At 49.5% G+C, this 15,195-nt stretch carries 10 protein-coding genes; 5 read left to right on the forward strand and 5 right to left on the reverse strand.

Going from position 1 to position 15,195, the window contains the following annotated elements; all coding sequences use genetic code 11:
- Nucleotides 1-98: 98 nt before the first annotated feature.
- Nucleotides 99-1,160 carry a helix-turn-helix domain-containing protein gene (locus AC0THY_RS03170; RefSeq protein ID WP_489993025.1) on the reverse strand — a complete coding sequence of 354 codons (1,062 nt, stop codon included), beginning with the start codon at nt 1,158-1,160 and terminating at the stop codon, nt 99-101.
- Between the two features lie 262 nt (nt 1,161-1,422).
- Nucleotides 1,423-6,210, reverse strand: coding sequence for a glycosyl hydrolase family 95 catalytic domain-containing protein (locus tag AC0THY_RS03175; protein ID WP_489993026.1), 4,788 nt, complete (start codon nt 6,208-6,210; stop codon nt 1,423-1,425).
- A gap of 321 nt (nt 6,211-6,531) precedes the next feature.
- Here AC0THY_RS03175 and AC0THY_RS03180 point away from each other — a divergent pair, with 321 nt between their 5' ends.
- The 3 genes from AC0THY_RS03180 to AC0THY_RS03190 all read left to right on the forward strand — a co-directional run bounded on the left by AC0THY_RS03180 (nt 6,532) and on the right by AC0THY_RS03190 (nt 9,803).
- Entirely contained in the window at nt 6,532-8,292 is a 1,761-nt protein-coding gene (locus AC0THY_RS03180) for a glycoside hydrolase family 2 protein (RefSeq protein WP_489993027.1), read from the forward strand.
- Between the two features lie 2 nt (nt 8,293-8,294).
- A complete protein-coding gene (locus AC0THY_RS03185; protein WP_489993028.1) occupies nt 8,295-8,999 on the forward strand; it encodes a hypothetical protein in 705 nt (234 codons plus the stop codon).
- A gap of 66 nt (nt 9,000-9,065) precedes the next feature.
- Entirely contained in the window at nt 9,066-9,803 is a 738-nt protein-coding gene (locus tag AC0THY_RS03190; RefSeq protein ID WP_489993029.1) for a MerR family transcriptional regulator, read from the forward strand.
- Nucleotides 9,804-9,808: 5 nt separating this feature from the next.
- Here AC0THY_RS03190 and AC0THY_RS03195 read toward each other — a convergent pair whose 3' ends face one another.
- Nucleotides 9,809-10,078 (reverse strand): hypothetical protein, encoded by a 270-nt coding sequence (locus tag AC0THY_RS03195; RefSeq protein ID WP_489993030.1) that lies wholly within the window; start codon nt 10,076-10,078, stop codon nt 9,809-9,811.
- A 247-nt stretch (nt 10,079-10,325) separates the two neighbouring features.
- Between AC0THY_RS03195 and AC0THY_RS03200 the strand changes: the two genes are divergently transcribed.
- Nucleotides 10,326-10,733 carry a GntR family transcriptional regulator gene (locus tag AC0THY_RS03200; RefSeq protein ID WP_489993031.1) on the forward strand — a complete coding sequence of 136 codons (408 nt, stop codon included), beginning with the start codon at nt 10,326-10,328 and terminating at the stop codon, nt 10,731-10,733.
- Nucleotides 10,734-10,735: 2 nt separating this feature from the next.
- A complete protein-coding gene (locus AC0THY_RS03205; protein ID WP_489993032.1) occupies nt 10,736-12,157 on the forward strand; it encodes a hypothetical protein in 1,422 nt (473 codons plus the stop codon).
- A gap of 32 nt (nt 12,158-12,189) precedes the next feature.
- Here AC0THY_RS03205 and xylB read toward each other — a convergent pair whose 3' ends face one another.
- Both xylB and AC0THY_RS03215 read right to left on the reverse strand, forming a co-directional pair.
- Entirely contained in the window at nt 12,190-13,659 is a 1,470-nt protein-coding gene (gene xylB / locus AC0THY_RS03210; protein WP_489993033.1) for a xylulokinase, read from the reverse strand.
- A 45-nt stretch (nt 13,660-13,704) separates the two neighbouring features.
- The gene (locus AC0THY_RS03215; RefSeq protein ID WP_489994139.1) at nt 13,705-15,189 is read right to left on the reverse strand and encodes an L-fucose/L-arabinose isomerase family protein; all 1,485 of its coding nucleotides are present in this window, start codon (nt 15,187-15,189) and stop codon (nt 13,705-13,707) included.
- Nucleotides 15,190-15,195: the final 6 nt, after the last annotated feature.

Consider the following 15,195-nt stretch of genomic DNA (forward strand, 5'->3'; position numbering starts at 1 on the left):
TTGTCCTCCATATCTGCTTGGCCTGTTCTTTCTATATTAATAAAGTACGGGAACAGGTTATCGCTGTTTGCTCTGCCTAGTAGGAAGTATAGCAAATTTTAAGGAGTTTGCAAACGGAATTTTTCCAGCGCCTTCTGAAACCTCTCCTCTCCCCTAAGCTCTTCCCACTCCTCCTCCGTCTCAAAGCTCTGTACTAACAGCCTGCGCAGCTGAGTCATATTTTCCTTTGATTCCTTGAGTTCGAGTGTGGAGAAAAAGAAGCTGTCCGAGTAGTCAAAGCTGATCCGGTCAAATTCTTCCAAGTATCGTTCCAGCCAGTCCAGGGCAAGGGAGCGGTCTCCGGAATTCATGTAAAAGTCCAGGTATTGTTCACAGACCGTGGTGTGATGCAGTCCAAACATGGTGAGCAGTTCCGCTCCCATGTCAATATACTTCTTCGCCCGCTCCCTGTCTCCTCTTCGGATATAGATGCCTTTTAAGCTATTCAGAGCCAGAATAATCCGGTTCAGCTTCTGGAACAGCTCCGTCTCAAACATCTTCTGTGCTTTGTCAAGCTTATTCTGCTGAAGGTAGAGCGAGGGGTAGAGGTCTCTCTTGTCATAAATAAGGTCCGGCATACCGTCCAGTATCTGCTCTGCCTTGTCAAAATCCTTCTTTCCCATATAATGCCCCACCAGCATGACCTTTGCAGCCTCCGCCAGATCCACTCGCGTTCCCGCAGCCACCTCCTCCAGAAGCTCCCGGGCCCGCGCCTGGTAGTCTGTCCTGTCCCCCTGTACATTGCAGATGAGCAGCATAGAGCTGATCAGGTTTGCCACCCGGAACTTCAGACAGAGGCAGTTTGGATACTCCTTCAAATATTTCTCACAGGCTTCAAGTGCCGTCTCATACCCCTCTGCCTCAAACCGCTTTCCCAAGTCTGCCTCCAGTTTCAGCACTTCCCGGTCAGTGAGCTCTCTTTGAAAGGATAAAAGTTCATCCAGGGTGGTATCCAGTATACGGGCCAGGGGCGCTAACAGAGTAATGTCAGGGTAGGAGTTGCCTTTTTCCCACTTATTTACCGCCGGCGCTGTAACCCCCAGAGCATTTGCCAGCTGTTCCTGGGTCATCTGTTTACCCCGGCGCAGTTCATATATTTTCTCATTTATTTTTAAGTCCATTACATTGCCTCCATGGTTGATTGTATTACGTCAGGCCTTACGTTAACTAAAGTATAACCCGTTTTCCCGGATAGCACAATTGAAGGGAAATTAACTTTCTGTTTCTTTTTTTAACGGTTGGTTAAGTGCATCGCTCCGGATTCTCCCACTCCGCCGCAGGGCGATCCCGCCCGGAGGGCTTTTTATATCATAGGGAATTCCGAAGGACTTTACTATGATATAAAAAAAGTGCGCCTCTAAGTCCAAAGGCGCACTTTTTTATCTACTTAACAGTGACGTTCACTGTCACTTTCTTCCCATTGGAAGACTTTATGGTAATTTTTGCGGTTCCAGCCTTTTTCGCTGTTACTTTCCCGCTCCTGCTCACGGATGCTACAGAGGATTTGGAGGAACGGTAGGTGAGTGTTCCGGTTGCGGTAACCGGGGTCTTAATCACGCGGATTTTGTAAGTACTTCCCTTTTTTAAGGTTATTCTTGTTTTTTCTGCCGTGATTTTGGTGATTTTCACAGCCTTCTTTGTGACTGTAAGCTTCAGGCTGGCTTTTGCTCCCTTTGCAGTGGTTACGGTGATGATCGTCTTTCCGGCTTTTCTGGCCTTTATTTTACCATTCTTGCTAACCGTGGCCACAGATTTCTTTGAACTGCTCCAGCTCTTGATCTTATCTCCCTTGATAAGGCCAGATGCTTTTATTCCAGCGGTGGTTTTGCCTTTCTGGAGTTTTGCAGTCTTTACATTTAATTTTACAGTTGGTCTTTCTGAGCCTTTGGTCACAGTAATCTTGCATACTGCCTGTACTCCATTTGCTGCTTTTACTGTGATTACTGCGCTGCCCTCTGCTTTTGCAGTTACTCTGCCATTTTTGTCCACTTCAGCCACTTCCGGCTTGGAAGATTCATATACCAGTGTCTTATCCACTGCCGTAGACGGATATGCTTTCGCGTTCAAATCTACGGTTTCTCCCACAAAAGCCTCCGCTGTCTGGCGCACCGCTATGTCGGTCACTTCCATTACTGTGGGTGTCTTGAGACCGCGCACTGCCTCTGAGATTGCAACTGCCGCTTTGTCTACTAAGCTCTGTTTCTTCTCGCTGAGGTTCTCATCACCGATCAATTCCTTGCCCACTGCAACCGCATTTTTCAACGCCTCCACACTGTCCCTGGTATAGCCAGACAGGTCTCTGCCCTCTGCATCCGCAATCACAGACGCAAGGGTAGCGGTGTCCGCCCGTTTCACCAGATTTTCTCTACAGGTATCCAGTTTCTTCGCCGCTGCATCCATTTCTGCCTGTGTGACGCTGTCACCGCTCAATGCGGCTTTTGCCTCCTGTAATGCCTTATCAAGCTCATCTTTTCCGTCCTGAATGTAGTTTTCCAATACAACCGCCTCTGCCTTTGCAATAGCGCCTGTAAGTTCGTCAAAGTCTTTATAAACCAGCTTGCCGGCATAGTATTCCAGATCTTCGAGAGCGAAAGCCACATCATCTGCATTCGTTGCGGGATCTGTGAAGGAGGCCTTTATATCCTCTATGACTGCCTGCAGTTTCTGATATCCATCCGGCTCCACCGCAATCTGATCAATTGCCTGCAATTCTGCCAGTTTTTTCACCAGGCTGGTGCGGTCTACAATCTTATCTGCACTTGTGTACACCCGGAAACCATCCACCCGGAAAATCAAAGTGCTGCTGCTGGGGTTCTTCTCATTTGTGGTCTCCACCTTAATGGTGTGCGGTCCCTCCTCCAAATCTAAATAATCCTGTGAGTCAAAGAGCACCGCATTTTGAATTCCGTTTCCGGAATCATAGGAATCCAACTTTTCGGCCGCCAATTTTCCGTCTATATAGATATTTACATAGGATGAACCTTGAGCTTTCTCTACGATATACTCCACACGGTTCCCCGTGAAAGTCATCTCTGCATATGACCATGCAGACTTACACACATGGATGCCGCCATTGGAATATTTTGAGCCGGTATTTCGATACCATTCTCCCTTGTTTCCTGCGCTGGTATCTGGTCCGGACTCTCCAAATCCGTAGGTGATTTTGTCTGTCTCGCTGTCGTCAATTTCCGTAGTGCTGATATTGTACAGCTCGTTCACTGCGAGAAGCAGTTCTTCAGCAGCCTTAACCGCCGCTTCATTGGACACCTCCATAGCCGTGTACAGGGTTTCCAGCTTGGCCTGTACGTTTTCCCATTCGTCACAATCTGCATAGCTGGTACCGGAAAGCGCCTTAACATAGTTTACGGTCTCAATCACGAAATTGTAAGAGTCATCCCACAGAGTCAAATCTGAGAGTGCCTTCTCTAGTGCTGCTGCCGCCTCTTCCACTTGCTCCTGAGTAAACTCCTCCGCAGCCAGAACTTCCTCTGCCTTTGCAAGCGCTGCCTTCAGGTCTTTCACCGTAGCTGCTGTGTAAAGCAATGTATCCACAGCTTTTGCTTCCTTTACGAGTTTTGAGAGCTCTCCTCTGTTGACTGTCTCCAGAGTGTACACACCGTCCTTTACAGTGTCAAATACGATGGTTCCCCTGTCTGTCTCCTGGTAAGCAACGGTCTCTCCTGCCTGGTCTGTCACTGTCACATTTCTAAGCTTGGCTGCATTTATCTCTGCCCGGGCTCCTGCATTGGAGGTAATCACTGCGCTCTCTACCTCCCCGTTGGCCCACTGCGCATCCACCTCAAAGTTTCCTCTGGCTACCAGTCCCGTGTAGCTTCCGCTGTCCCACTCGTCCGGAACTGCCGGGAGCATGTCAATATACCCGTTCTGGCTCTGAAGCAGCATTTCGGTGATTCCCGCAGTACCGCCAAAGTTACCGTCAATCTGGAAGTAGCTGGGCTGATGGTAATCAAAAAGATTCTCAAAGGTTCCTGTGGTCAGCAGGTTGTTCAAAAGCTTGTAGGCACGGTTGCCGTCCTGCAGTCTTGCCCAAAGGTTCAGCTTATGTCCCATAGACCATCCTGTGGCCTCGTCTCCCCGGTAGTTTAATGTCACCTTGGCTGCCTCCACCAGGTCCGGTGTATTGCTGGTGATCAGATTACCCGGATACAGTGCTACCAGCTGGGAATTGTGTCGGTGGTGGCCTGCGCTCTCCCCAAGGGTTTTTCCACTTTTATCTTTATTATATTCTACTTCCTGCTGCCATTCCTTGATCTGTCCGGAGGCCCCGATCTCAATGGGGTCCAGCTTTGCCATGGTTGTCTTCAATGTCTGGGCAAATTCATCATCTACACCCAGAATTTCTGCTGCCTCCGCCGTATCCTTAAAAATCATGTAAAGGAGCTGCTGGTCAAAATAGGTACCCACAGTCCACGGTCCCTGTTCGGATGAGTAGGAGGGAACCATATACAGCTTATCCTTGTCCTCCTCTGTCCGCCCCGGCTGCAGAATCTGAAGGTATGTCTTACAGCTCTCCTTCAGGATAGGATAAATCTTTTCCTTTAGATACTCCTCGTCCATAGTAAACTTGTAATAGTCATACAGATTCTGTGCGATAAAGGCTGCCCCTGTTGCGGTAAAGGAGGCCGTGGAATTGATGTTTCCGGTAAACCCAAGCGGTCCGTTTGAACAGTTTACGATCCAGCCGCTCTCGGTATCTCCTTCTTCCGGTTCAATACCCCAGGTTTTCTGGAAGGTAATACGTCCCGGCTCGCGCAGAGACTCAATGTAATCCACCAGCGAGTCTGCAGTCTCCACCAGGTTTGTCTCATAGGCCGGCCAATAATTCATCTGCAAATTGATGTTTGTGTGGTAATCCGCCTGCCACTGTGGTGCCTCCGAATCGTTCCAGATACCCTGCAGGTTCGCCGGCAGCGAAGTCTCTCTGGATGAGGCAATCAAGAGATATCTTCCGTATTGGAAATACAGCTCTTCCAAATATTTATTCTTTTTCCCATTCTGGTAGTTTTTAAGCAGCTGGTTTGTGGGAACGTCTGTCGGAAAGGAGCTTCCCAGATCTAAGGACACACGGTCGAAAAGGTTCTTGTAATCCGCCTCGTGGTTTGCGTATAATTCCTCATACCCCATCTTCGCAGCCGCCTCAATGCGCTCGGTCACTGCCTGGTGGGGATTTTCCCCCTTATAGTCTTTGGAAAAATCATTTACATAGCTTGTACCCAGTGCAATGATAATATAGGCGCTGTCAGCCCTGCTGACTTTAATCTGTCCATTGTCACCGCTGCTGTCATTGGCAGCCTGAATATTGCCGCCATCTGTAATTACCTTATATTGCCCCTCAAACTTCATGCCATTGTGCTTGAGTGAGCCCGCCAGGGTGATCGTATCCCCTTGTGCGTATACTTTTCCCTCTTTCCCGTAGGTGTTCTTGTCCACATTTCCGCCTGCGGATGAAGTTTTATTCGGAATCTGAGGTCTGAGGGTAAAGTTTACCGCTCTTCCCTCCGATGCGGAAATTTTGTATACCATCACGTTATCCGGATAATTTGCGAACATTTCCCTCTTATAATGAACGCCGTTGTAGTCATATTCCACATCTGCTACAGCTGTATTAAGATCCAGAGAACGTGTATAATTCGTCGCTCCTGTGTGGTTAAAATCAATGTAGGTCTCCGCAAAATTCTGGTAATTTCCCAATGCATGGCGGTTGTTCGGCAGATATTCACTGGGGGGTGTTGAAGTATTGTCACCTGCATAAAAACGTTCAAAGGCTTTGTCTACCAGCTTCTGCATGGTGCCAGCCGGATCTTCCACATTTTTATTTCCGTACATGTCCGCATCGGTCTTACCCTGCGCAATATTGGAATCAGGGCCGCCGGTCCAGAGTGTTTTCTCATTCATCTGCAGCCGCTCTGTATCCGTCTTTCCGAATACCATAGCGCTGATATGTCCGTTTCCGATGGGAAGCGCCTGGGTCTTCCATGTTCCAGCTGGTTCTGTATACCACAGCTTCAGGTTTTCTTTTTCTTCTTCTGCACTGTTCTCCATTAACTCCGGTGCATCCTGTTTTGCCGCCAGAGCTGACAGAGGCAGGGATGTTGACACCATTGCCGTAACCAATGCAGCCGACATAATCCTCATCCATCGCTTCTTCATTTTGTTGCCCTCCTGATTTTTTCAATCATCATCTACATTTATCTATATTAGCTAATATGTTCACTATTTTACTATTATTTCCCGTCATATTGCTAGCACAATTTTGTCCGATTGTGGACATTTTTTGTCTTTTTTGATTTTTGCATCTGCCATGCCCAATATTTACTATTGTTTTTTGTGCAAAAGTAATATTTTACCTATTTTTCATAATTTTTTCCCCTTGACATTGTGACAGCATTTTGTTGCAATCTAAAAATTTGTGTAAACGCCGGCTTCGTGGTAAAATATATAATATATAAGGTTAAAAGGGGAGGCTGTGACGTGAATATTAAGGATGCTCTGTCTACATTTCAATTCCATAAGAAGAAAGCTCCCCCTCGCCAGCTGACAACTGTGTGGGGAGAGTCCCTTGATCCAAAGCACATACTGGATGAATACCCAAGGCCACAGCTGCGCCGCAGCGCCTGGGTGAATTTAAACGGATGGTGGGATTATGCCATCTCCGCGGAAACACAGCGTCCGTCTAAATTTGACGGTAAGATTTTAGTGCCCTTTTCACCGGAAAGCCCCCTCTCAGGAGTCCAGCGGACGCTTATGCCCGATGAGTACCTCTGGTACCACCGAACAGTCTCCCTGAGCGAGCTGCCCAAAAAGCAGCGCCTCCTTCTTCACTTTGGCGCAGTGGATCAGGACTGTGCGGTGTATTGGAATGGAAATCCGGTGGACACTCATTTGGGCGGATATCTCTCTTTCACCGTGGATGTTACAAAGTACACCCGCATGGGCAGCAACACCCTTTGGGTGAAAGTGCGGGATGAGAGTGACCGTTCCTGGAAGAATCGAGGCAAGCAGAAGCTGAATCCCGGCGGTATGTTTTACACTGCACAAAGCGGAATCTGGCAGACAGTCTGGATGGAGTGGGTTCCGGAAAATCACATTCATACCTTAAAGCTCACCCCTTCCCTGGACGACGAAACCCTTCGTCTGGAGGTCCTCACTACCGGGCCCTGCACAAAGAAGGTGTCCGTCTACGAGGAGGGCCGGCTGCTGCTGTGCCAAAGCTTTCAGCGCTCAGCCCATACCCTTTCCATACCCCAGCCCCGCCCCTGGAGCCCGGAATCCCCGTTCCTCTACGATCTTGTCATTGAGACGGATTTCGACCGGATCGAGAGCTATTTTGCCATGCGCAAGTTTTCAGCGGGAGCGGATGCGAAGGGCCTTCCCAGACTCTTTCTGAACAATCAGCCCTATTTCCAAAACGGAGTATTAGACCAGGGCTATTGGCCGGACGGCCTGTACACAGCCCCCAGCGATGACGCCCTGATCTTTGATATTCAGGCCATGAAAGACTTGGGATTTAATATGATCCGGAAGCACTTAAAGATTGAACCCATGCGCTGGTACTACCACTGTGACCGCCTGGGGATGATTGTCTGGCAGGATATGGTCAACGGAGGAGGGCGTTCTCTCATGACCTTTCTCTGTTACCTGCCCACTGCCCTTCCCTTTGTCACCACCCACTTTAAGGACAGCTATTATCCCCTGTTCTCCAGGACATCCAAAAAGGGGCGCCTTCAATGGATCCGGGAGTGCCGAGCTGCTGTGGAGCAGCTCTACAACTGCCCCTGCATCGGTATGTGGGTGCCGTTCAATGAGGGGTGGGGTCAGTTTGACGCCCTGGAAATCACCGAGAAGATGAAACACTGGGATTCCACCCGGCTCATTGACCACGCCAGCGGATGGTACGATCAAAAGGGAGGAGATGTCCGAAGCGTACACAACTACTTCCGCAGGCTGCAGGTGATCCCCGAAAGCCGCCCCTATGTGATCTCAGAATACGGTGGATATACCTGTCATGTGGCAGGCCACTCCCACTCGGACCAGGTCTATGGATACCGAAAGTTCCAGACTCTGCTGCAGTTCCAGAAAGCGTTTGAGAAGCTTCAGGACGAAGTGCGCGGGCTGGCAGAGGATGGATTGGCTGCAGCTGTCTACACTCAGCTCTCCGATGTGGAGGAGGAGGTCAACGGCTTGTTCACCTATGACCGCAAAATAAATAAACTTAATCAAGAAAGGAAATGACTATGAAACATACAAGAAAATTACTGATACTTTTTTCGACCCTAGTGCTCGCCCTGGGCTTTACCCTCACTGCCCGGGCGAAATCCCCTATGAGATTCAGCAAAGAGATCTATGTGATGACAGAGGGCAGAAACGGTACCCTAACGCTGATCAACTCAGACAGCCGTCCGGAATTTCTCTATGACAGCGAGCTCTTCACAAGTACGGTTCTGAGCAACACCAAGATTCGCGTCACTGCAAAAAAGCCCGGCATCGAATATATCAATGTAAGGTCCGGTCTGCGCACCGCCTCCTGCCGACTGGTGATTATGCCGAAAGCCAATCCAGCCATAAAAAAGAAGGCAGTCCGCAATGGTACCAGGATCACCTACAAAAAAATTTCTCTGACTCTGCCTAAAGTGTGGAAAAAGAACGCATATGTGATTCTCACAGGAAAAAACTACATCTCCTTTCACGCAAAAGGCAGCTATAAGACCGGGTACTATGGTAAGGTCTTTGATGTCAGCTGGTGCTCCGTAAAGCAGTGGCGCCAGCTCAAAAACTACCTGCCCAACTACACATACCTCAAAAAGAGGGGCAGCCGCGTTTACTATCTGACCTTACCCTCAGACGTGCAGTTTAACACAGAGAGCAGGAAGCTGATGAAGCAATACAGCTCCCTGAGTAATTCTGTGGACACCCTAAAGAAATCCATTAAAATCCGATGATTGTATCAAATTTCTCTTGACTCTCACGCTGCGTCATAAACTATACTGCCCTTGAGGTGATAAGGAATGAAACGAAGTATTAGTGAAACAGCCAGACTGTGCGGGGTCAGCGTACGCACCCTGCACTATTACGATGAAATTGGACTTTTACCTCCCTCGAGTACCACCGAATCCGGATACCGGTACTACTCGGAGGAGGCCTTAGAAGTGCTGCAGCAGATCCTCTTTTACCGGGAGCTGGAGTTTCCGCTCAAGGAGATACGAAACATTCTTTCCCACCCAGACTATGACAAAAGACTGGCTCTGCAGAGGCAGAAAGAGCTGCTCCAGATGAAAAAAGAGCGTCTGGAAAAGCTCATTGGCCTGGCAGACCGTCAACTGAAAGGAGAGAATACTATGAGTTTTCAGGAATTTAATCAAAGTGAGATCAATGCAGTGAAAAAAAAGTACGCGGAAGAAGTAAAGGAGCGCTGGGGAGATTCCAGCGCCTATAAAGAGAGTGAGAAAAAGACCGAAGGCTACACCCCGGATGACTGGAAAGTCCTTACCCGGGAGATGGCTCAGATTTTTGAAGAATTTGCCGCGCTGCGTGCTGAGGACCCCGGCTGTGATGAAGCCAGAGCCCTTGTGAAAAAATGGCAGGACTATATCACCCAAAGCTATTACAAGTGCACAGATGAGATCTTGGCAGGCCTCGGGGAAATGTATACCTGCGATGAACGCTTTTCCCAAAATATAGACCAGGCAGGTGAGGGTACAGCCCGGTTTATGGGGGAAGCTATCCGCGCTTACTGCGGCCGATGAGATTGTTACTGTGAGCGTGTGAACAGCAACATAAGATTCGCCGCCCGTTCATAATCTTTCTTATGAACATAAATAATGTACTCTTTCATGAGCGCCTGATCCTGACCGTAGGAGCCCACCCTGGCCCTGGTATTCGCCAGAACCGAGGGGCTGCTGCGGTCTATTACTTTCAGGCTGTAATCAATCCCCTCTGTTGTCAAAAGATTTCTGATTTCAGACTGTTCTTTTAGCTGAAAAGTGATGCAGAGTTCCCTGCGGTTCCATACAGCAATCATGATCCTACTCCTCTCTGAATACGGTGTATCATGTTTTGTAACCCTATTCGTAACGGTTTAATGCCTTCACAGTTACATGCAAAAATCTATTTAAACGCAGCTTCGGTGAGGGCGTTTATCACTCCTGGATTCTCTTCTTATATTTTAATCTATATTTACCCCAATAACAAGCTTTCCGGTATGTAATTTTTCTTTTTCTTTTAAGTATTATATGATATAATACATTTAATACAAAGGAGGTGTGCCCATGATCCTTGAACTAGATCTCTCATCTGAGATTCCCATCTATGTGCAGCTGCGAAACCAGATCGTAATGGGGATTGCCAGGGGCCAGCTGCGGACCGGCGAATCCCTGCCCACAGTGCGCCGGATGGCGGCGGATGCGGGCATCAACACAATGACAGTGAACAAAGCGTATCAGCTGCTGAAAGCTGAGGGCTATATCGAAATCGACCGGAGGCACGGTGCAGCGGTGAGGGAAAACCTGGACATGGACCGGGAATTCCGTGAGAAATTCACATCTGAGCTGGAGCTGTTAAGCGCTCAGGCTGCAGCGAAGGGGCTCCCAAAGGAAGAGTTTCTAATTCTATGCAGCCGTATTTTCGATGAGTTTTCCGGCTGCTCTAAAAAATACGCACAGCCGCGGGAGGGATAGCTATGTTTTTAATTATCATTTTATTCTGCAGTATCTCCATGCTGGGGGCAGGCTACTATGCCTTTATGGCTGCCGCCAAGCCGCAGCAGCATCTGCTTTTGGGGGCAACTCTGACTCCCGAACAGATGCGCTCCCCTCAGGTTCAGGAAGTAGTCCGGAACTACAGGCGCCAGGTAAAGAGACTGGCTTTGCTCTGCATCCTGCTGCACGTTCCACTGTGTTTTTTGGCCAACTGGTATCTCTCCGTCTTCCTGATCCTGTATTTTCTCTGGTGTGGGATTCTGTACGGGGGCGGATATTTTCTGTATCAAAAATACTTTCAAAAGATCTACTCCCTGAAAAAGCAGCAAGGGTGGTTCATGGAGGACTCCGCCCATTTGGTTACCATTGATACAAAGTTAAGCCACGCCAGCGGGAAAATGCCACTCTCTGCATGGTGGTTTCTGCCCTCCTTTTTAGTCTGCCTGGCTCCTCTGTTCTACCCGGGCCAGGAAACTGCCGCCTCTCCAGGAGTCATCCAGCCGTTGCTGTTTGCACTCGCCTTTGGACTTAACCTGCTCTTTTTGATTCTCTACTATGTGACTGCGCGCAGGCGCAATGTGGTGTACAGCCGGGACAGCAGGATCAATCTGGCCTGCAACCGGATTGCCAAGCGACTCTGGTCTCTGTGCTGGATCGTCACCGCTGTGCTGAACAGCTTGAGTCTTATATATCTGCAGTGGGAATGGCGGGGAGGCCAAAAGGAGGATTTCACTGCCCTCTGGATCTACCTCTGCTTTCAGTCAGTGCCTGTACTCCTGCTCTTTTGGAGCCTGCGCTCCATGGGAAAGCAGATTTCTGACCTTGTTAATACAGACCCGGAGCCTGTGGTGGTGGATGAGGATGCGTACTGGGCCAGGGGATATTACTACAATCCAAACAGGAAGAGCTTTCTGGCGCCCGCCAGGCCGGGTATGACCTCCAGCCTCAACTTCAACATGGCCCATCCCGCAGCCAGGTTCATCTGCTACCTGTTCTGGGGAATCTTAGCTGCCTTGCTCCTGTGGATGGTGGTTTTGTTCCTGAGACTGGACTTTACGCCCTTTGGTCTGACAATTGCGGGAAATCAGGTTTCGATAACCGCAGGTTCCTATGACATGGAATTTCCCCTGGAGGAGGTGGAAGAAGTCTCCCTGGTGGACGGACTTCCCACCCAGGATTACACCAAAAATAACGGGGCCGATACCGGGCAGTACCTGTTGGGCAAGTTTCGACTCAAGGGGTACGGGCAGTGCCGTATGTACTACTATATAGGTTACGCTCCTGTGGTGAAGATTGTTCTGTCGGAGTGTACGGTTTACTTTAATACCCGGGATTCTGCAAAAACCCGGGAGCTGTACGAACAGTTAGCGCAGAAAGTGCAGAAGCGACCGGGTCATTTTTGAAAAATGACCCGGTCGCTTCTGCACTTTTTACTTTATACGAGTTCCTTAAACAGTTTCTTCACACTTGGGTAGATCTTCCTGAACTTCTGGTACCGCTCATCGTACTTCCGGGTCAGCTCCTCGTCCGGCATCACTGTGTCGGACACCCGGACCAGCTTCCCGGCAGCCTCCTGCACGGTAGCATACTCTTTGCAAGCCACCGCCGCCAGGATTGCGCCACCGTACCCCGGCCCCTCCTCAGTCCGCACGATATCTACCGGAATTCCCAGAACATTTGCGATGATCTTTTTCCAGAGAGGGCTTTTTGCCCCTCCCCCGCAGATCTTGGTCCTCTTAATCTGGATTCCCAAAGATCTTGCCACCTCAAAGGAATCCCGGATGGCAAATGCCACCCCCTCCAGGACCGCCTGGGTTAAGTCTTCCCTTGCGGTATCCATTGTCATTCCGATGAAGGTTCCCCTGGCATCTGAATCGTTGTGGGGAGACCGCTCTCCCATCAGATAGGGGAGGAAAAACACTCTGTTCTCACCCAGCTTCGTGATTGTCTCCTGCTCTTTCCCGTACTCCCTGGTATTCAGGATCTCCTCCATCCACCATTTATTGCAGGACGCGGCACTAAGCATACACCCCATCAGATGATAGTGTCCGTCCGCATGGGCAAAGGCGTGCAGGGCATTGTTTGGGTCCACTTTAAAATGCTCGCTGGAAATGAATATGGTTCCGCTGGTCCCCAGGGAGATATTACAGCATCCTTCCCCCACGGTACCGGTTCCCACTGCAGCTGCTGCATTATCTCCCGCTCCCGCTGCGATTTTTACATCACTGGGAAATCCCAGCTCTTCGGCCAACTGGGGCAGCAGGGTTCCCACTGCCTCATAGCTCTCATAAATCCTCGGGAGCTGGCTCTCTGTAATCCGGCAGATGCCAAGCATCTCATGGGACCAGCACTTGTGTTCCACATCCATCAGCAGCATACCGGACGCATCCGATACGTCAGTGCAGAAGCTTCCCGACAGCCTGTAGGCCAAATAATCTTTTGGCAGCATGATCTTACTGATCTTCCCAAAGTTCTCCGGCTCTTCTTCCATGAGCCACAAAATCTTGGGAGCTGTGAATCCGGCAAAGGCAATATTGGCGGTATACTGGGAGAGCTTTTCTTTTCCCACAACACGGTTCAAATAGTCTGTCTGCTTAGACGTCCTCCCATCGTTCCACAGTATTGCGGGACGAATCACCTGATCCCTGTCGTCCAGTACCACCAGCCCGTGCATCTGCCCCCCAAAGCTGATTCCTCTGATGGTACTCCTGTCACATTCCACTGTCAACTCTTTTAACCCTTTAAGCACTGCCTTCCACCAGTCCTCAGGATTCTGTTCCGACCATCCCGGCTGAGGAAAATACAGCGGATATTCCTTTGACACCGTATTTTCAATATCTCCTTCTGCACTCATCAAAAGCAGCTTTACCGCGGATGTCCCCAAATCAATTCCTATATAACGCATTTGCCTGCTACTCCTTCCTCCGTATACTGCCCTATATCGCGGCTGTTACGCAAACGGATTTTCCGTCTTGTACAGCATACTCTTTGGCTGGTTAAATCCGATATCCTCCACCCCTACTCCAATGTATTTGAATACCTCGTAGAGTGCTTTTCCAAAATGACCGAATGCCACTGCCCCGTGGTGAGGGAAATTCCCCTCAATAAGCACATGGCGGTAGAAACGTCCCATCTCGGGAATCGCAAAGATCCCAATGCCTCCAAAGGAACGAGTGGCAACCGGAAGCACCTCGCCCTGGGCAATGTATGCTTTTAACTGGGAGTCCGCAGTGCTCTGAATACGGAAGAAGGTGATGTCGCCTGGTGTAATGTCTCCCTCCAGGGTTCCCTGGGTTACCTCCTCAGGCAGCGCTCTGGCCATGATCATCTGGTACTTCATGGAACAGGAGGACAGCTTCTTAGAGCTGGTATTTCCGCAGTGGAATCCCATAAAGGTATCCTTCTGTGTGTAGTCAAATTTGCCCTGGATCTCCTCCTGGTAAAGATCTGCGGGAACCGTATTGTTGATGTCCAGAAGCGTCACCGCATCCTCGCTGACACAGGTTCCGATAAACTCGCTGAGCGCGCCGTAGATATCCACCTCACAAGACACGGGAATGCCCCTTCCGGTAAGCCTGCTGTTCACGTAGCAGGGGACAAATCCAAACTGGGTCTGGAATGCGGGCCAGCATTTGCCTGCAATTGTCACATATTTGCGGTACCCTCTGTGCTCCTCAATCCAATCCAGAAGCGTAAGCTCATACTGGGCCAGTTTAGGCAGAATCTCAGGCTTGTGGTTCCCTTCTCCCAGCTCTGCCTCCATTTCTTTGACCAGTTCAGGAATTCGGCTGTCTCCTTCGTGTTTGTTAAACGCCTCAAACAAATCCAGTTCTGAATTCTCCTCAATCTCAATGCCCAGGTTATAGAGTTGCTTTATGGGCGCATTGCAAGCCAGGAAATTCAGCGGTCTGGGACCAAAGCTGATAATCTTTAAATCTTTAAGAGCTACCACAGCCCTGGCGATTGGGAGAAACTCCTCAATCATGTCTGCGCATTCCTGGGCCGTGCCCACAGGATATTCCGGAATATAGGCTTTTATATTGCGCAGCCGCAGATTGTAGCTGGCGTTCAGCATTCCACAGTAGGCATCCCCTCTGCCCTGAACCAGGTTGTCCCCCGACTCCTCAGCAGCTGCCACAAACATAGCTGGTCCGTCAAAATGCTTTGCCAGTAGTGTCTCTGAAATTTCTGGTCCAAAGTTACCCAGATAAACCACCAAGGCGTTACAGCCGGCAGCTTTTATGTCCTCTAAGGCCTGCACCATATGTATTTCACTCTCCACAATGCAGACGGGACATTCATAGATGTTGTCCTCATCGTACTTTGCTTTGTAGGCCTCCACCAGGGCCTTTCTCCTGTTCACAGAGAGGCTTTCCGGAAAGCAATCCCGGCTTACTGCTACGATTCCGATTTTAATTTTAGGTATATTGTTCATCATATT

Source organism: Ruminococcus sp. 8Y-12 (genome assembly GCF_058119865.1).

Coding starts and splice junctions, on each gene's coding strand:
- AC0THY_RS03185 (WP_489993028.1), top strand. CDS start 8,295: ATGAAACATACAAGAAAATTACTGATACTTTTTTCGACCCTAGTGCTC.
- AC0THY_RS03205 (WP_489993032.1), top strand. CDS start 10,736: ATGTTTTTAATTATCATTTTATTCTGCAGTATCTCCATGCTGGGGGCA.
- AC0THY_RS03200 (WP_489993031.1), top strand. CDS start 10,326: ATGATCCTTGAACTAGATCTCTCATCTGAGATTCCCATCTATGTGCAG.
- AC0THY_RS03175 (WP_489993026.1), bottom strand. CDS start 6,210: ATGAAGAAGCGATGGATGAGGATTATGTCGGCTGCATTGGTTACGGCA.
- AC0THY_RS03195 (WP_489993030.1), bottom strand. CDS start 10,078: ATGATTGCTGTATGGAACCGCAGGGAACTCTGCATCACTTTTCAGCTA.
- AC0THY_RS03215 (WP_489994139.1), bottom strand. CDS start 15,189: ATGAACAATATACCTAAAATTAAAATCGGAATCGTAGCAGTAAGCCGG.
- AC0THY_RS03170 (WP_489993025.1), bottom strand. CDS start 1,160: ATGGACTTAAAAATAAATGAGAAAATATATGAACTGCGCCGGGGTAAA.
- xylB (WP_489993033.1), bottom strand. CDS start 13,659: ATGCGTTATATAGGAATTGATTTGGGGACATCCGCGGTAAAGCTGCTT.
- AC0THY_RS03190 (WP_489993029.1), top strand. CDS start 9,066: ATGAAACGAAGTATTAGTGAAACAGCCAGACTGTGCGGGGTCAGCGTA.